The 17549-nt window shown below is 53.4% G+C and carries 12 protein-coding genes; all 12 read left to right on the plus strand.

The window, feature by feature from the left end:
• Window positions 1-259: 259 nt before the first annotated feature.
• Complete coding sequence (locus VN12_RS06560) at window positions 260-1270, plus strand: glycosyltransferase family 4 protein (RefSeq protein WP_146676075.1); 1011 nt, start codon at window positions 260-262, stop codon at window positions 1268-1270.
• A gap of 234 nt (window positions 1271-1504) precedes the next feature.
• Entirely contained in the window at window positions 1505-2557 is a 1053-nt protein-coding gene (locus tag VN12_RS06565; protein ID WP_146676076.1) for a glycosyltransferase, read from the plus strand.
• A gap of 147 nt (window positions 2558-2704) precedes the next feature.
• Window positions 2705-3520 carry a class I SAM-dependent methyltransferase gene (locus VN12_RS06570; RefSeq protein WP_146676077.1) on the plus strand — a complete coding sequence of 272 codons (816 nt, stop codon included), beginning with the start codon at window positions 2705-2707 and terminating at the stop codon, window positions 3518-3520.
• A 347-nt stretch (window positions 3521-3867) separates the two neighbouring features.
• A complete protein-coding gene (gene asnB, locus VN12_RS06575) occupies window positions 3868-5814 on the plus strand; it encodes an asparagine synthase (glutamine-hydrolyzing) (protein WP_146676078.1) in 1947 nt (648 codons plus the stop codon).
• A gap of 234 nt (window positions 5815-6048) precedes the next feature.
• Window positions 6049-7272 (plus strand): UDP-N-acetyl-D-mannosamine dehydrogenase, encoded by a 1224-nt coding sequence (gene wecC / locus VN12_RS06580; protein WP_146676079.1) that lies wholly within the window; start codon window positions 6049-6051, stop codon window positions 7270-7272.
• 369 nt (window positions 7273-7641) lie between these two features.
• Complete coding sequence (locus VN12_RS06585; protein ID WP_146676080.1) at window positions 7642-9786, plus strand: bi-domain-containing oxidoreductase; 2145 nt, start codon at window positions 7642-7644, stop codon at window positions 9784-9786.
• 1067 nt (window positions 9787-10853) lie between these two features.
• A complete protein-coding gene (locus VN12_RS06595) occupies window positions 10854-12071 on the plus strand; it encodes a glycosyltransferase family 4 protein (protein WP_146676081.1) in 1218 nt (405 codons plus the stop codon).
• A gap of 96 nt (window positions 12072-12167) precedes the next feature.
• Window positions 12168-14279, plus strand: coding sequence for a heparinase II/III family protein (locus VN12_RS06600; protein WP_146676082.1), 2112 nt, complete (start codon window positions 12168-12170; stop codon window positions 14277-14279).
• Entirely contained in the window at window positions 14251-14484 is a 234-nt protein-coding gene (locus VN12_RS06605; protein WP_146676083.1) for a phosphopantetheine-binding protein, read from the plus strand. Before VN12_RS06600 ends, VN12_RS06605 begins: the two co-directional genes overlap by 29 nt.
• The gene (locus tag VN12_RS06610; protein WP_168164255.1) at window positions 14465-15811 is read left to right on the plus strand and encodes an AMP-binding protein; all 1347 of its coding nucleotides are present in this window, start codon (window positions 14465-14467) and stop codon (window positions 15809-15811) included. The genes VN12_RS06605 and VN12_RS06610 overlap by 20 nt, the downstream gene beginning before the upstream one ends.
• The gene (locus VN12_RS06615; protein ID WP_146676085.1) at window positions 15808-16554 is read left to right on the plus strand and encodes an SDR family NAD(P)-dependent oxidoreductase; all 747 of its coding nucleotides are present in this window, start codon (window positions 15808-15810) and stop codon (window positions 16552-16554) included. Before VN12_RS06610 ends, VN12_RS06615 begins: the two co-directional genes overlap by 4 nt.
• On the plus strand, window positions 16555-16746 hold the full coding sequence (locus tag VN12_RS25720; RefSeq protein ID WP_168164256.1) for a hypothetical protein: 192 nt from the start codon (window positions 16555-16557) through the stop codon (window positions 16744-16746).
• The last annotated feature ends 803 nt before the right edge of the window (window positions 16747-17549 follow it).

The raw sequence follows: 17549 nt of genomic DNA on the forward strand, positions 1-17549 counted from the left end.
CTAAATTCCGGTGTTGTTCCGCATGTACCATAAATACAGGCGAATTTGCGAGCAAGTGGCTTCAATCGTGCAGAAATTTTTTTCGCTTTGTTGTATTTACTTGAGTCACGTTTCTATCCGGCTCCCCCTCGCATGTATTCAGTTGGTTAATTAACTAATTCGCCTTGATATCACACATCAACGTTAGAAATCTCAAGTCCGACTGACAAAACACCATCGAAACATGCCGCAGCCCGCACCGTCCCAATCGTAAGAAAGAATGACAGACACGCAACCCAAGCCTCACGTCACACTCGTTTTGCGTTGCCCAAGGCCTGGAATCCATAGTATTGAGCGCCTTTTTCGGACCCTGGAACCCCTAATAAGCCGTGACTATCACTGTGAATTCCTCACACTTCCAAAGACCAGAATTTCGTTACGCAACCTAATCGCTAACATTGCGCACGTATACTTCCATTCGACAGACGTATTACATATCACTGGGGATGCTCACTACCTCGCCATACCGACAAGAAAGAAGACTATACTTACCATCCACGACTGCGAAAGGTTGCGATCCTTCAAGGGGATCAAGAGAGCTATATACAAGCTTGTCTGGTTTAAACTCCCCTGTATCTTCGCAAGACGCATTACAGTCATCTCAGAGTCAACGCGAAAAGAGCTTGAAAAAGAAGTCGGACAACTAGGTGAGAAGTTAGTCGTAATCGAGAACTGCGTTACCCTCTCTACGGCGCCCACCAATCGCGAATTCGACAGTATTACTCCCAGTATTCTACAAATAGGTTCTGCTCGGCTAAAGAACCTCGATGGCCTGATAAAGGCAGTAAGAGGACTAAAGTGCAAACTTCATATTGTAGGAGCCATTTCGGACTCAAATCTAAAGCTTCTAAACGAGTATGGTGTGCTCTTCAAGAACGAATCGGACGTTTCCGACGAGCGCATGCGAGCTATTTATCATGAAAATGATATACTTTTTTTCGCTAGCCACAGTGAAGGTTTTGGACTTCCTATTCTCGAGGCACAATCCTGTGGTGTCCCGGTAATAACCTCTAGCAAAAGTAGCATGCCTGAAGTTGCCGGAGGCGCAGCTATTTTAGTGAACCCAGAAGACCCACTTGAGATACGTGCCGCCATTACAAAACTAATTACAGATCATGAATCTAGACGAGCGATGGTCGAAAAAGGCTTTTTGAACATTCGTCGATTTCAGCCGGAAATCATCGCTGCAAAGTATTGTGATCTCTATAGAGAGATGCTCGAGACGCGTTAATTCAAGACAGTACGATGCACGGAATACCACGACGTATAGTCCCCTAGTGACTACTTGCCTAGAGGATTCGCCACGGCATCTTTCTTCTTTGATCCTACACTGCGGTCTACTATCGTACATTTCAAGCAGTACGTCGAAATATCTTTTCTAATGCGCATCGTGCCGGCCGATCGCCGATATTTTGGCTTCGAACAACACCTTTCTCACAATTTATTTGTTTTGAAGGCGATATAAGTGAATCGCAAGCGTGCTTCTATTTTGGTGGATGCAAGCAACAGCGGGGGCGGATCCAACATTCTGGCTCAGTATCTCAATGATAAGCTAGTTGAATTCGGTCACAGTTGCTTCTTCGTAGTTCCCAAGCAGTTTACCAAAGAACTTAACCGATCCTACCAAATAAACTCCTTCGGTCCATTTGATCCGAGGCGGCAGGCCGCGATCGAGAAGCTTGCAACACAGTACAAACCAGACTCCATACTGTCTTTTGGAAACATTCCATTGCGAAAGCGCTTTCCAAATTGCCGCCATCTAACTTTTTTTCATAATGCATATCTTTTACCTGGATTAGCACCTAAAGCAATACCCCTCCGTGTACGTCTCCGGATTCTTGCAATCCAATTGAGCATTAAGTTTTTAAAGGTAAATACAGACACATGGATTGTTCAAACTAATTTTGTAAAGGGTCGTCTTGCGAAGTGGCTGCGGCTTGAAGACGGTAAAGTCGTCGTAGCTCCCTTTTTTAGGCCGCCACAATTTTCCATTGATGCCCAAAACATTAATCATAAACTTGACCTGTTCTATCCAAGCAATTTCTCTTACCACAAGAATCATTGCAATTTGATCCGGGCAATTTCTTGGTGCCAAGATCATAACCAGCGATTTACGCTTGGTCTAACCCTTGGGGAAGTGGCTGACCCGTCATTCCAAAGTGCATTGAACTCTGCGATTTCCAACGGCGCGGATATTCGACTACTGGGAACTATCAGCCATGATCAAGTTTTTTCAGTCATGCGGGAATCCAAAGCCGTTGTGTTTCCATCTGTTCTGGAAACACTCGGTCTTGGATTGGTAGAAGCCGCAACGCTCAAAAAACCCGTCGTGGCAAGCAACACGAACTGGATCGACGAGATCGTATCCACGGATTACAAGTTCGATCCAAGCTCACCGGAGTCAATCGGTCGAACCATTATTCGCTGTTTGAGCGAAGAGGAACAGAAGCCAGCAATTCGGAGAATCGAGGACAAAATTGACGTGGTGTGTGACCTGCTGTCGGGATACGCTTGCTAGTGATGCCATTATGCCACGCTCAAAGTCACTATAGATTGTTCGATCGCTAAGATTTTGTCATGGATCCGCAATCATTTGCGTATTGGAGTCGATACAGACTCTCTTTCAGTACTTTCTCGTGACTGTTTCGCTGCAGAAGTGTGAGTCATGTCTACACCGGAAAAATCAAACGTTCAGCAGTTTTGGGAGTCAGGCTCCTGCGGAGAACACCTGTATCTAGATGGTTTTTCTAGAGATGATTATTTAGAACATTCTCGGATCCGGTACGAACTTGAACCCGAGATCTTGGCATTTGGAGACTTCGAACGATATTCAGGGAAAGTCACCCTTGAGATTGGAGTAGGGCTGGGGGCCGATCATCAGCGACTTGCGGAGTCAGGAGCGATTCTTACTGGAGTCGACCTAACTGAGCGCGCTGTAAGTCATTGCCAGCGCCGATTCGAACAATTGGGACTAAAATCTAGATTGCTGACTGCAGATGCTGAGAACCTGCCGTTCGATGATTGCTCTTTCGATGCTGTTTATTCTTGGGGTGTGCTACATCACTCACCCGACACACCGAAGGCTATTCAAGAAGTCTACCGAGTGCTAAAGCCAGGCGGCTTCGCAAAGATCATGATTTACCACAAGTATTCGATAGTTGGGTATATGCTTTGGAGTCGGTACGCACTTCTCCGCGGGCGTCCTTTTCTTTCGCTGGACTCCATTTATTCAGACTACCTCGAAAGCCCCGGAACAAAGGCTTATTCGATTAATGAGGCAAGATCGCTTTTTAGCCGCTTCGACGTAAAGGGAATCGAGACGAATCTGACCCATGCGGATCTTCTGACTTCTGAAGCAGGGCAACGGCACCGCGGTCAACTTTTGAAATTCGCTAAAGCCATTTGGCCGAGGTCGTTCATTAAACGGTTCCTTAAAGGCCACGGATTGCAGTTGATGATCGAGGTTGAGAAGCCGAAATAAGCTGCTGAAAGTAAACAGAAGTTACCGGCTTCAATCACAAGCACGTTGAGTGCTTGGGCGAACCGGTGACTAGTCGAACTACTCCGTGGAATCTCGTCCGGTGGTAGCTGCCGTGCAAGTGAAGCTGTTTCATGTGTTCGCTAGAACCTCCTATGCCATCGCCGGGACAGAAGTGTGCCTCGCATCAGACAACAAAAACGCTTTGGAATTGGTCGCTTGGTTGACCGCGCAAACAAAAACCGAAAAGCACGACATTTTGTCGTACCGATTTCTTGCAAATTTTGAATCCACATGAATACTTGTTTCGGTGTCCACGCATCCTCACCGTTTAACGCCGAGATTACCGTATGTGCGGTATTTTTGTCGCCCTTGCCAACAGAGCGACGCCCCATTTGACGCCATTCTTTCATCTTCAGGATCACCGTGGCCCTGACGAGAATGCGATTCTTTTCGAATCCCCGCTCGCACTCGGCCACCAACGGCTGGCGATTCAGGATCTGTCCCCAAACGGGAGCCAGCCTATGCGGACCCCCGATGGCCGATTCACCATCGTATTCAATGGGGAAATCTACAACCATCTAGATATTCGACGACAGCTTCTTTCCCATGTCTCATTCCGAGGGCATTCCGATACCGAAACCCTTCTCCACACATTCGCAACCCTCGGGCTCGATGCCCTTCCAAAACTCAACGGGATTTTTACATTCGCTGTCTTCGACAAACGATCCCAAAAATTGACCATCGCACGCGACCCACTGGGCGTCAAACCAGCATATTTCTACAGCAGTAACGACGAGTTTTTCCTCGCCTCGGAGCTAAAGTCACTCGCGTTTCTCCCTGGCATCGACAAATCCCTCAACCATCAGGCAATCTCCAACTACCTGACCTTTCTTTGGTCTCCCGGCGAACAAACTCCTTTCGCCAAGATCAAAAAACTCGAAGCAGGTCACTTCCTGGAAATTGACTTAACCTCCTTCTCCGGGTCGGTCCGCCCTCAACAGTACTACGAACTCCCTTTCTCCGGCGAACGTACCTCATTCCGCTCCACCGATGATTGCGTCGACCAACTCGATTCACTCCTCCAACAAACGGTCAAGCGTCAACTCCTTGCGGATGTGCCGGTCGGTTTCTTCCTGTCCGGAGGACTAGATTCCAGCCTTCTCGCCGCCATCGCACGAAAACAAATCGGCGAATCGTTCCGCTGCTACACAATTGGTAATCCCAACGAGGGGGGCCCCCATGGAAAAACCTCCGACGGCTTTGTGGATGATTTTACTTACGCACAGAAAGTAGCCCAATCTCTCGACTTGGACCTCCAAGTGGTCGACGGTAACCACGAAGTCCTCGACCACTTCGACGAAATGATATGGCACCTGGACGAACCGCAAGCGGACGTCGCTCCTCTCCATGTTCGTAATATTTGCCGGCATGCACGCTCTCTAGGAGATATCGTCCTTATCGGAGGTACCGCCGCAGACGATTTGTTTAGTGGCTATCGCCGCCATCAAGCGGAATCCCTTGAGAGGTTTTTGTCTTGGATCCCTACTCCCATCCAATCTGCTTTGCGATCTCTTGGCGGATACCTCCCCAACACCAACCCCACAGCTCGCAGGGCGAAGAAGCTGCTTCTCCAGCTTGGCAAACAAAGCTTGGAACGCGCAGCCGGCTTCTACACCTGGCTCGATAAGTCTCGCGTTGCGAAGCTATTCGACCGCTCCATCCAATGCGAATTGAAAGACTACGATCCGTCGAATTGCCTCATTCAATCCCTTGCGAAGATCCCCGACGAATCGTCCCTTCTCAACCAAATGCTTTTCTGGGACCTGAAATACTTCTTGGCCGACCATAACCTGAATTACACCGACAAAATGAGCATGGCAGAGGGCGTGGAAGTCCGGGTCCCTTACCTCGATCTCGATCTTGTCAAGTTCGCATGCGAACTCCCGATTAACCTCAAAATGCGAGGTAAAACGACAAAGTACATCCTCCGCAAAGTTGCCGAGCGGTACTTACCTCACGATGTGATTTATCGGCCCAAGACCGGATTTGGTGGCCCGGTCCGAAAATGGCTTGTCGATGGTAAATTGGATGTTCGCTTTCGGAACTTGCAACAACATGGTTTCGAAAAAGTCTTCGACACCAACGCCGTAAACGACTTGGTTCAAGCAACCAAGCGCGGCGAAACCGACGGTAGTTATTCTCTTCTGGCTGTCTTGGCCGTCGACTCGTGGATGAATCAATTCATGGGCGATGGATCAGCAAAGATTCGCCGCCTCGTAACGACAGCCGCATAACAATAGCCGTTTTCCAAAAGGCGATCTCTATTCCTACCTGTCTCCGACAGGTATGCCGCCGTCCAACCACCCTGCAAACCACTTTCCTGCACCTTCCACCGACTGGGCTGCAGAGGGGTGAACGAATACCGCTCTGAGAGCGGTGAAAACAGAAACGCCGCTTAGAAAGCGGCTACTTCTCGCCCTTCGCCCTTCGCTACTCGCCCTTCGCTACTCGCTACTCGCTACTCCCCTATGTTTGATATCTGCGTTCTCGGTCTCGGTTATATCGGGCTTCCTACTGCCTCCATCTTTGCAACCAAAGGGAAGAAAGTCCTCGGGGTCGACGTGGTACCGCATGTTGTCCAGACGATCAACGAAGGACGGATCCATATCGAAGAACCTGATCTGGATATCCTCGTCCGCGCTGCAGTCCAAAGCGGAAATCTTACCGCCGCTACCGCCCCCCAACCTGCCGCCACCTTCATCGTCGCGGTCCCCACTCCCTTCCATCATGGCGATGGAACCAATTTGCCCGATCTCTCCTTCGTAGAAGCCGCTACCCGATCCCTCGCCCCTGTCGTGAAGAAAGGGGATCTCATCATCCTCGAATCGACAAGTCCCGTTGGGACAACCGAACTGATGCGGGACTGGCTGCTCGACGCGTGTGGAGGCCAATTCACCGAAGAGGATTTCCTCTTCGCCCACTGCCCGGAACGGATTCTCCCCGGCCAAATGCTCAAAGAACTGGTCTCGAACGATCGAATCGCTGGAGGACTCACCGCAGAAGCCTCCGAAAAGGCAAAGGAACTCTACGAAACCTTCTGCTCCGCCGAGATCTTCACCACCGACGCCCGCACCGCGGAAATGGCGAAACTGACCGAGAACTCCTACCGCGATGTGAATATTGCCTTCGCGAACGAACTCTCCATGGTCTGCGATTCTCTCAATATCGATGTCTGGGAATTGATCCAACTGGCCAACCGTCACCCTCGCGTGAAGATCTTGCAACCCGGCCCCGGAGTCGGGGGCCATTGCATCGCCGTCGACCCCTGGTTCATCGTCGCCGCTTGCCCCGATCGAGCCCGTCTCATTCGCACCGCTCGGGAAGTAAACGACTCCAAACCAAACCATGTGATCGAGCAAGTCAAAGAACGTGCCGAACGATTTCGCAAACCAGTCATCGCCTGCCTAGGCCTCGCCTTCAAAGCCGATGTCGACGACTTGCGTGAAAGCCCTTCGCTCCATATCGCCGAACAACTCGCGGACCTTTACGGCGAAGAGCTGATCGTGTGCGAACCGCATATCCAGGAGCTTCCCAAATCGCTCATCGGCAAGGCCAAACTGGAACCGGCCGATGAAGCGATCAAACGCGCCGATATCGTGTTGCTGTTGGTCGACCACAAGCCCTTCAAAAAACTCCCCAAACGTATCCTCGATCAACGCGTCGTCATCGACACCCGAGGATGCTGGAAATGAAGAAAGTAGCGAGTAGCGAGTAGCGAGTAGCGAGATAAGAAAGAAGCAGTGAGAGTTGAGAGGCCTTAGTCCTGTTAGGGACGAAAGATGGTTTTTCAAGCCTTCGTAAAAGATCTCGCCCACACGCAACTCGCATTGTTCAAGGCACCCCGATACGATCATTCGCGCAAGACGCAAAACAAGAAGCCGCGCCCATCCGATATTGCCTCACATCGCGATGATACAATTCCACTATTCCGGGATGCTCTTTCGTCCCTACCGGGACTAAAACCACTCGCCACTAAGCACTAAGCACTAAGCACTAAGCACTAAGCACTAAGCACTAAGAACTAAGAACTAAGAACACCGTTCGGAGAACGGTTCCCCCCTATGCTGCAAGTTTTGCAAAACCTCGGTAATGGACAAACGATGCTCGAAGAAGTTCCCGTGCCGGCGGTCTCCTCTGGCAGGCTCTTGATCCGCACGGAATCGACTCTTATCTCCGCAGGTACAGAGAAGATGCTGGTCGAGTTCGGGAAGGCAGGTTGGCTGGGGAAAGCCAAAGCGCAACCGGAGAAGGTCAAGCAGGTTCTCGACAAAATCAAAACCGATGGCTTGCTCCCCACCCTCGAAGCCGTATTCACCAAGCTTGGGGAACCCCTTCCACTCGGATACTGCAACGCGGGTACCGTCGTTGATATCGGCAGCGGTGTCACCGAATTTCAAATCGGCGACCGTGTGGTCTCGAATGGCCCGCATGCCGGCTTTGTCTCAGTACCTAAAAACCTATGCGCACGGATCCCGGATAATGTCCCTTCCGAGGAAGCCGCCTTTACGGTGCTGGCCAGTATCGCGCTGCAAGGGATCCGCCTTGCTGCCCCCACTCTGGGTGAATCGGTCGTGGTCTATGGATTGGGATTGATCGGCCTTATCACGGTTCAACTCCTTCGCGCCAATGGATGCCATGTCATCGGGATCGATATCCACCCGGACCGATTGAAGCTCGCACGCGACTTCGGTGCCGAAACGATTCACGGCCTGGAATGCAGTGATATCGGCGGCATGGTCCATAACCTCACGCAGCAACGCGGGGCCGATGCGGTCTTGATCACTGCTTCCGCCAAATCGGATGACATTGTCCGGCATGCCGCCAAGTCGTGCCGCAAACGAGGGCGTATCGTATTGGTGGGTGTCGTCGGACTTCAATTGAACCGAAGCGATTTCTACGAAAAGGAACTCTCTTTCCAAGTCTCCTGCTCCTATGGTCCCGGTCGCTACGACGCGTCGTACGAAGAGGGAGGGAACGACTATCCCATCGGATTTGTTCGTTGGACCGAGCAACGCAACTTCGAAGCGATCTTGCAGATGTTGGGGAGAGGGCAAGTTTCGTTCACCAAACTTCTCACGCACCGATATCCGATCGATCAAGCGGTCGCGGCCTACGAAACTATTCAAAAGAACCCTAGCTCGCTCGGGGTTCTCCTTGAATTTCCGCAGGACACTCCTCGAACACAGACCCTGTCGATCGCCCATGCGTCCCCCTCTGCATCGTCCCTCTCCCAGGTAACGGCAGCCGCGATCGGAGCAGGGAACTTCACACGCGCCACACTGTTGCCTGCGATGAAGGGGCTACCGGTCCGGTGGAAATTTGTCGCCGGACGTTCCACTCCCTCGGAAGTGCAGCATACGGCCAAGAAGTTTGGTTTTGAACGCGCAACAACCGATCTCACCGAAGTACTGTCGGATCCTGAAATCAATCTCGTCTTCCTCACCACGAATCACGATTCGCACGCCCAGCTCATCTGTCGATCGCTGGAGGCCGGGAAGCATGTCTTCGTGGAGAAGCCCTTAGCGATTACTCGCGAACAGCTCGACAGCGTCATTGCGACGGCGGCGAACGCGCCATCGTGCAGACTGATCGTCGGGTTCAACCGTCGGTTTAGTCCGCACACCGTTCGTTGCAAAGAACTGCTTCGGGGACGTACCGGTCCGGTAGCGATGCAGATCATGATCAACGCCGGGAGCATCCCTGCGAACCACTGGGTTCACGATCCCTTGGTCGGTGGCGGGCGGATCATCGGAGAAGCCTGTCACTTCCTCGACTGGATGAGTTATGTGACCGACAGCGAGATTCGAATCGTTTCCGCATCACAGCTGGCAGGCGGGGAAGCGATCCACGAGGACAAGATGACCATCAATGTTACATTGGAAGATGGCAGTATCGGCAACCTTTGCTACTTCGCCAATGGCAGCAAAGCCTATCCCAAAGAAACCTACCGCGTCTTTTCGGATGATCGGGTTCTGGAGATCGATAACTTCCGCGTGACCCACGGTTATGGGTTCAAGGGATTTCGAAGATTCAAAACAGCCCGGCAGGAGAAGGGGCATAAAGAGCAATTCACAGGCTTGCTCGAAGCATTGCAAGGCAAGCGGGCATTCGAAAGCGATTTAGGTCGCTACGTCAACACAACGCTCGCATCGCTCGCCGCCGTCGAATCCGCCTCGACCCATACCACCATCACGCACCTTGTGTAAGTAAGCAAGTACGGTCGAGGACGAGCCGTTCCACAATGTCGATCTGTTGTCCTCAACAGATCAGGATCGCCTAACGCATCACGCAAGTTAGGATTCACTCCCAGACAGCGTGAGGGACTTTCCCGGACCGCGTACGGGAAAGGTGGCTTAGTCGATAGTAAGCTGGTACTCCGTGCAAGAACGGTCGAGGACGAGCCGTTCGACAATGTCGATCTGTTGTCCTCAACAGATCTGGAGCGATTGACGCATGGCACAAGGTAAGATCGTTTCGGCAACCGTGCGTTGAGGAAGCATTCGGGGGGAGATTCCCGTGTACCGGATGGCGGCGGGGCGATTCCCGTAAGAGCATCGGCAAGGTGAGCGAACATTCGCTTTGGCTTTTCATCCTGAAAGGATCAAAGCTTGTAGCCGGGGGTTGAGCGCAGCAACACCCCCGGTCACGCCCCACACCCTCTTCTATCCCGAAGGGATTACAGAGTCATCTTGCATCCCGTCGGGATGCGAAAACCTTGGGAAACACACCGGGGGTGTCGCTTGCGCTCAACCCCCGGCTAATGGCTCAAGTCCTTTCAGGACAAACGAAGAAAACGTTCGACAATGTCGATCTGTTGTCCTCAACAGATCTGGAGCGCCTAACGCATCACGCAAGTTAGGAAACTCTCCAAGACAGCGTGACGGGAGAGGTAGCTTAGTCGATAGTAAGGTGGCACTCGGTGCTGGAACGGTCGAGGACGAGCCGTTCGACAATGTCGATCTGTTGTCCTCAACAGATCTGGAGCGCCTAACGCATCACGCAAGTTAAGTATCTTTCCCAGACAGCGTGCGGGACTCTCCTACACAGCGTGAGGGAGAGGTGGCTTAGCCGATAGAAAGGTGGTACTCGGTGCTGGAACGGTCGAGGACGAGCCGTTCGACAATGCACTACTCACTACTCGCTACTCACTACTCGCTACTCACTACTCACTACTCACTACTCACTACTCACTACTCACTACTCACTACTCACTACTCACTACTCACTACTCACTACTCGCTACTCACCACTCGTTACTCGCTAATTGAGCAAGATGCACGTATTGTATTTCCATCAGTATTTTTCGACGCGACAAGGTAGCACGGGGACGCGATCCTATGAGATGGCGCAAAAGCTGCTCCAACGAGGACATTCGGTCACCATGGTCTGCGCCAGCTACGGGGCTGCGAATACAGGTCTTACTGCCCCATTCCAAAACGGACGCCGCGAGGGGACTGTCGATGGCATCCATGTCATCGAACTGGAATTGCCCATTTCCAATCGCGATAGCCTGCTCCAACGAACTTGGACCTTTCTGAAATACTCGCTCCGCAGCTCCTGGATCGCGCTCACAACTCGATGCGATCTTGTCTTCGCGACCTCAACTCCTTTGACTGCCGCAATCCCAGGCTTGGTAGCAAGCTGGTTCCGATGGCGTCCCTTTGTTTTCGAAGTCCGCGATCTCTGGCCGGAGCTTCCCAAGGCGATGGGAGTCATCAAGAACCCGGTCGTCCTCTTTCTCATGGCTGTTTTGGAGAAGCGAGCGTATCGAGCTTCGAAACGATGCATTGGGCTTGCTCCCGGCATCGTCGATGGCATTGCGAAGCATATTCCTCGCGAGCGCGTCGCCTTGGTCCCCAACGGTTGCGATCTGGATTTCTTTGATCCAGAAACGAACAAACCTTGGCGCCCCGAATCGATCGCCTCGGATGACTTCGTAGCGATCTTCGCAGGCACCCACGGGCCCGCCAACGGTCTGGATGCCGTTCTCGATGCCGGTAAAGTTCTCCAGCAACGAGGACGAAACGATATCAAGCTTCTGCTGGTCGGAGATGGGAAAACCAAAGATCGATTGATCCGCCGTGTCAACGACGAGAACATCACCAACGTCCTCTTTCATGGCAATGTTCGCAAGGAGCTGGTACCGGGCCTATTGCAGGGAGCCGATGTGGGGATGCAGATCTTGGCCAACGTTCCTGCATTTTACTACGGAACATCCCCCAACAAATTCTTCGACTATCTCGCCGCAGGGGTACCCGTCCTCAACAATTACCCCGGATGGGTTGCAGATTTAGTCCAAGCGAACCAGTGTGGCAAAGCCATTCCACCGGACGATTCCAACGCGTTTGCCGACGCGCTGTGTTGGATGGCAGACAACCGCGAGGCCTGTCGCGCCATGGGACTTGCCTCCCGCGCCCTGGCGATGCGCGAGTTCAACCGCGACCGTCTCTCCGACTCCTTCGTCGACGTCCTCGAACAAGCTGCCAAGTAGTAGCGGCTTGTAATAGCCGTTTTCCAAACGGCGTTTCTGTTGCTGCTTGTCTTCGACAGGCAACACCTCCCCGCAATCTCGCATCGCGATCGTCCCTTGGATGGTAAAAGAAAAGCGAAGATTGCGGTCAGAGACTGGCTAGGACGCGCGACACCGTTCGGAGAACGGCTGGTACATAAACGCGGTTCGGAAAACGGCTATTACTTGATGAATCCTCTCGCTAAAGCTTATTGGATCGCGAAAGGGGTCGGATGGGACAATGTTCCTCGCCGGCTCCTTCAATCGTTTGCACTCCGTTCCGGTCGTTTGATTCGGAGCCAAAACCCAAGCCTCTATGCTTCGGATCGATGCCCTCTCGCATCGATAGAACCCTCCAACCGGATATCGCAATGGCACCGACGGCGCGAACGCTTTTTTCCGATGCCCCAATCGGAAAAACTTCGTTCGATCGTTCCACAGGATACTTGGAATGAACAAGTCGTTGCACCCATCCAATCCGCCTTGGCGGGCCATTATCCTATGTTCAGCCATTGGACCTCTCCTGTCGGCTGGCCACCGAACTTCCAGTCCGATGCAACCCATCAAATCGATTGGCCCGTCGGCCCCCTATGGCCGCGCACCACCCGATCGGGAGGAGAACGCGACGATATCAAACTGGTATGGGAGCCTTCGCGGCTTACCCTGCTCTATCACTTGGCGCGTGCCTATCGATTCGATGGCGACGAAACGTTTGCTCAGGCCGTTTGGGAGTTGATCGAAGCCTGGGTGGACCAGAATCCGGTGAATCAAACGGTGGCTTGGGGGTGCGGGCAAGAAGTCGCGTTTCGATGGATGGCCGTCTTGTTCAGCGTCATCGCGGTATTGGAGAGTCCAGCCACAACCCCTGACCGACTCAAGAAGGTTGACCTCCTGGCTTGGCAGTCCGCGAAACGGATCGCGTCCAATATCAACTACGCGATCAGTCAAGAAAACAACCATGCGTTGAGCGAAGCGGTTGGGCTGTGGACGGTCGGCCTCATGTACCCGGAACTTCCGGAAGCAGAGCAATGGAAACGCCAAGGCAGAACAACCCTCGAATCGGAAGTCTCCCGGCAGATTTACGAGGACGGTTCCTACGTGCAACATTCGATGTCCTACCATCGTGTCATGCTCGACGACATGCTGTGGGCGATCCGACTTGGTTCTATCAACAACGATCCGCTTCGTAGTGAGACGATCGAGAGAGTCGGTAGTGCAATTCGCTGGTTGGATCAATTCGTCGACGATACGACAGGCCGAGTCCCCAACCTCGGTTCGAACGATGGTGCGAATATCCTGCCTTTATCCTGCAGCGACTACCTCGATTATCGGCCGGTACTCCTGGCTGGTTCCACGATGCTTGGCATCCCCGTACGCGATCGAGAGTACGGACTCGCAGTGGAAAAGTCCCTTTGGTTGAACGGTGATGCCTCCATCGCGACCAACAAGCCTGCGACGACTCCTGCCGAAGAATCTTATTGGGATGCACCGAAGGGAGGCTATGCCATCCTACGCCATGGGAAAGGCTATTTGCTTCTCAAGGGATCGAACTACCGAGACAGACCAGGCCAATGCGACATGCAGCATGTCGACCTATGGCATGAGCATGAAAATGTCCTACGGGATGCCGGGAGCTACTTCTACTACCATCGAGATCCTCAGTGGAAGAAACTCTTTTACTCAGTCGCTTCGCACAATAGTGTGCAATATGGATCGCGGGAGCAGATGACCAAGGGCCCGAATTTTCTTTGGTTCCATTGGCCGTTCGTCGAGGAGCGAATCGTTCACCCCACTCACCTGAAACTCACGGTGCGTTACAACACGACAACTCCTTATCGGCATTGCCGCCAAATCGATCGAGACGGTTCGCTCTACATCATTCGCGATTCACTTCAAACGCTCGATGGAAAGAACGGAGAGGGCGATTACGTCTGCCGGTGGCGTATCAGTCCCAATTGGCAATGGCAATGGAACGAGCCACAATGGGTCGGGGTGAAAGATGATCGGACCCTATGCCGCATCGAGTTCCGAAGCACGTGCCGCATCGACACGCAGATTGTGGAGGGATGGGAATCCCTCTATTATGGGAGCAAATCGAAGCTGCCCGTCATGGAAGTTCGATTTCAGAATGGCGAATTAGAGACGCGTATTGAATGCTGCGATGACGCCCAACGCTCAAATCCTTCATAACAAAATCAACGAGGTCCTGGAGGAGTCGGGGAGGGAGAGAGTGGCAGAGCTAACGCCGCTCGCTCGCCTCAAGCAAGATCTCGACTTGGACTCCCTCGACTTGGCAGTCCTCACCGTGAAAATCGAGGCCGCTACAGGAATCGACATCTTTGCGGATGGTCTCGTCGAAACCGTCGGAGAGATCCTTGCGAAAATGCAACGCTGATCGCCCCTTCTTCGTCGATCACCCAATCCTCGCCGAGCAATCCGCTCCCACCATCTGGACCTACCGAGATCTTTTGTCCGATCTCGCCGCCCTATCTCGTGGGGAAACGAGTGTGTTGGGGGGAGTCGACGGGCCGGTGGAGGGACGTTCGGGCAATGGCGAGAGCAAAGATCACCGTTCTGAGAACGGTTATTACCTTTTGCTGGGGGTGATCGCAAGGATCCTTCGCGATAGGGACTGCGATTTGTCGACTTCGGCCGGAGTCGAACTTCTTTCAAACCCACCCTCATGGTCAGGCTTGACGCAGTCGTCGGACGCAGATCGTTCGGACATGGCGTTCCTATTGCCAGATGGCACCTTCGACGGCGAAGCACTTTCGTCGCGGGTTCTAGCGTCGAAGAGCCATATCGTCCTATCGACTTCGGGAACCACCGGAGATCCCAAGCCGATCCGGCAGTCGATCGGAAACCTTGCCCGAGCTGTCCAAATCTCCCCGAAACATGGGAACGATGTTTGGGGTCTGGCGTACCAACCGACCAAGATTGCGGGTATCCAAGTTCTCCTGCAAGCCCTTTGCAACGGGAACACGCTGGTGAACCTTTTCGGTCTCCCGGTGCCAACGGCGCGGGAGTGGATCCGCCGCTTCCAAGTCTCGCACTTGAGCGCCACACCGACATACTTCCGATTGCTTGCCGCGGATACGGAGGCTTATCCGCTCGTCCAAGCGGTTACGGTGGGAGGGGAAGTGGCGGATGCATCGATTCGAGCTCGTCTGGGGCAGCTTTTTCCTAACGCTCGATTCCGGAACGTCTACGCCTCCAGTGAGTTGGGGACTCTTTTTCACTCCCACGGCGATTCCTTTTTGGTTCCCGATTCCGTTCGCAATTCCATTCGAATCCAGGAGCAACGACTTTGGGTTCATCAAGACCTGGTTGCGGAGAATCTTCGCTCCCAATGTGTCGATGGTTTTTGGGATACCGGGGATTCCGTCGAAGTCCTTGGCGACGAGCCGCTTCAGATTCGCATCACGGGTCGGCGTTCGGATTGGATCAATGTGGGAGGGATGAAGGTCAATCCGCATGAAGTCGAAACGGCGCTTTGTTCTCTTCCCGGAGTGCTCGATGCGAGGGTCTTTGGTGTCCCGAATTCGGTCACTGGGAGCTTGGTCGCGGCCGAACTATCGATCGAACCCTCCTCCTCGCTCCGTGTTGCCGATGTCCGTCAGCTCCTGCAAGGGATTCTGCCCACGCATGCCATTCCCCGCGTGATAAGCTTCCGCGAGGGGCTGGTTATTTCGCCAACGGGAAAGAAGGAGCGACGAAGTTGAACATCTTGCTGACGGGAGGAACACGAGGGCTCGGTCGTTCCATCGCCGAATCCCTTCTTCGTCGGGGGGACCATGTGTGGATCTTGGCCCGCGATTCGGAGTCTTCAACCCGGGATTGGCCAGCCGAGTGGCCTGCGGAGTGCGAGCCGAAGTGGCGGGACCAAACGCACTGGGTTCAAGCAGACTTGTCCGACATCGCTGGGCTGAAAGGGGCTTTATCGCAAGGAATCGATAGCAACGCGATCCCCTTCGATGGCTTGGTCAACAACGCGGCCATCGCTTACGACGATCTTGTGACGAATTTATCGCTGAGCGAGCTTGAGCATAGCTTTCGAGTGAATGTCTTCGCACCGATGGAGCTGACCCGATTTGTTATTCGCAACATGCTGTTGCACCGACGCGGAGGTTCGTTGGTTCATATCAGTTCCATATGCAGTCGGACCGGGTACAAGGGGTTAGCGATGTATGGAGCCACGAAGGGGGCGTTGGAATCGTTTTCGAAGGGAGTCGCGCGTGAGTGGGGGAGCAAGGGGATACGGAGCAATTGCGTAGTACCTGGTTTCATGGAGACCGACATGTCGGGTGGATTGTCCGTGGAGCAGCGAGAGAAGATTTACCATCGCACGTCGTTACGGCAGGCAACGGATTTGGAGAGCGTAGCCTCGACGGTCTGTTTTCTCTTGAGCGACGCCGCCCGTTCTATCACCGGCCAAGACATCATCGTCGACGCAGGAAGTTTGTAAGTGGCGAGTGGCGAGTGGCGAGTGGCGAGTGGCGAGTGGCGAGTGGCGAGTGGCGAGTGGCGAGTGGCGAGGAGCGAGGAGCGAGGAGCGAGGAGCGAGGAGCGAGTGGCGAGTGGCGAGGAGCATGGAGTGAGGAGCATGGAGCGAGGAGCATGGAGTGAGGAGTATGGAGCATGGAGCGAAGGGCCTTAAAAATCAGAGAGACTCGCGGGCCACACGTAAGATTTTCCTCGGCGCAGGAACGGTCGAGGACGAGCCGTTCGACAATGTCGATCTGTTGTCCTCAACAGATCTGGAGCGCCTTACGCATCACGCAAGTTAAGTATCTTTCCCAGACCGCATACGGGACTTTCCCAGACAGCGTGCGGGAGGCTTGGCTTAGTCGATAGTATGATCGTACTCCGTGCAGGAACGGTCGAGGACGAGCCGTTCGACATTGTCGATCTGTTGTCCTCAACAGATCTGGAGCGATTGACGCATGGCACAAGGTAAGATCGTTTCGGCAACCGTGCGTTGAGGAAGCATTCGGGGGGAGATTCCCGTGTACCGGATGGCGGCGGGGCGATTCCCGTAAGAGCATCGGCAAGGTGAGCGAACATTCGCTTTGGCTTTTCATCCTGAAAGGATCAAAGCTTGTAGCCGGGGGTTGAGCGCAGCAACACCCCCGGTCACGCCCCACACCCTCTTCTATCCCGAAGGGATTACAGAGTCATCTTGCATCCCGTCGGGATGCGTAAACCTTGGGAAACACACCGGGGGTGTCGCTTGCGCTCAACCCCGGCTAATGGCTCAAGTCCTTTCAGGACAAACCAAGCAAACGTTCGACAATGTCGATCTGTTGTCCTCAACAGATCTGGATCGCCTGACGCATCACGCAAGAAAAGTATCTTTCCCAGACCGCGTACGGGAATCTCCACACAGCGTGAGCGAGACGTGGTCCGGTCGATAGAAAGCTGGTACTCGGTGCGGGAACGGTCGAGGACGAGCAGTTCGAC

Origin of the sequence: Pirellula sp. SH-Sr6A, assembly GCF_001610875.1 — a bacterium.
In the GTDB taxonomy this organism is placed as follows: Bacteria; Planctomycetota; Planctomycetia; order Pirellulales; family Pirellulaceae; genus JBKCUI01.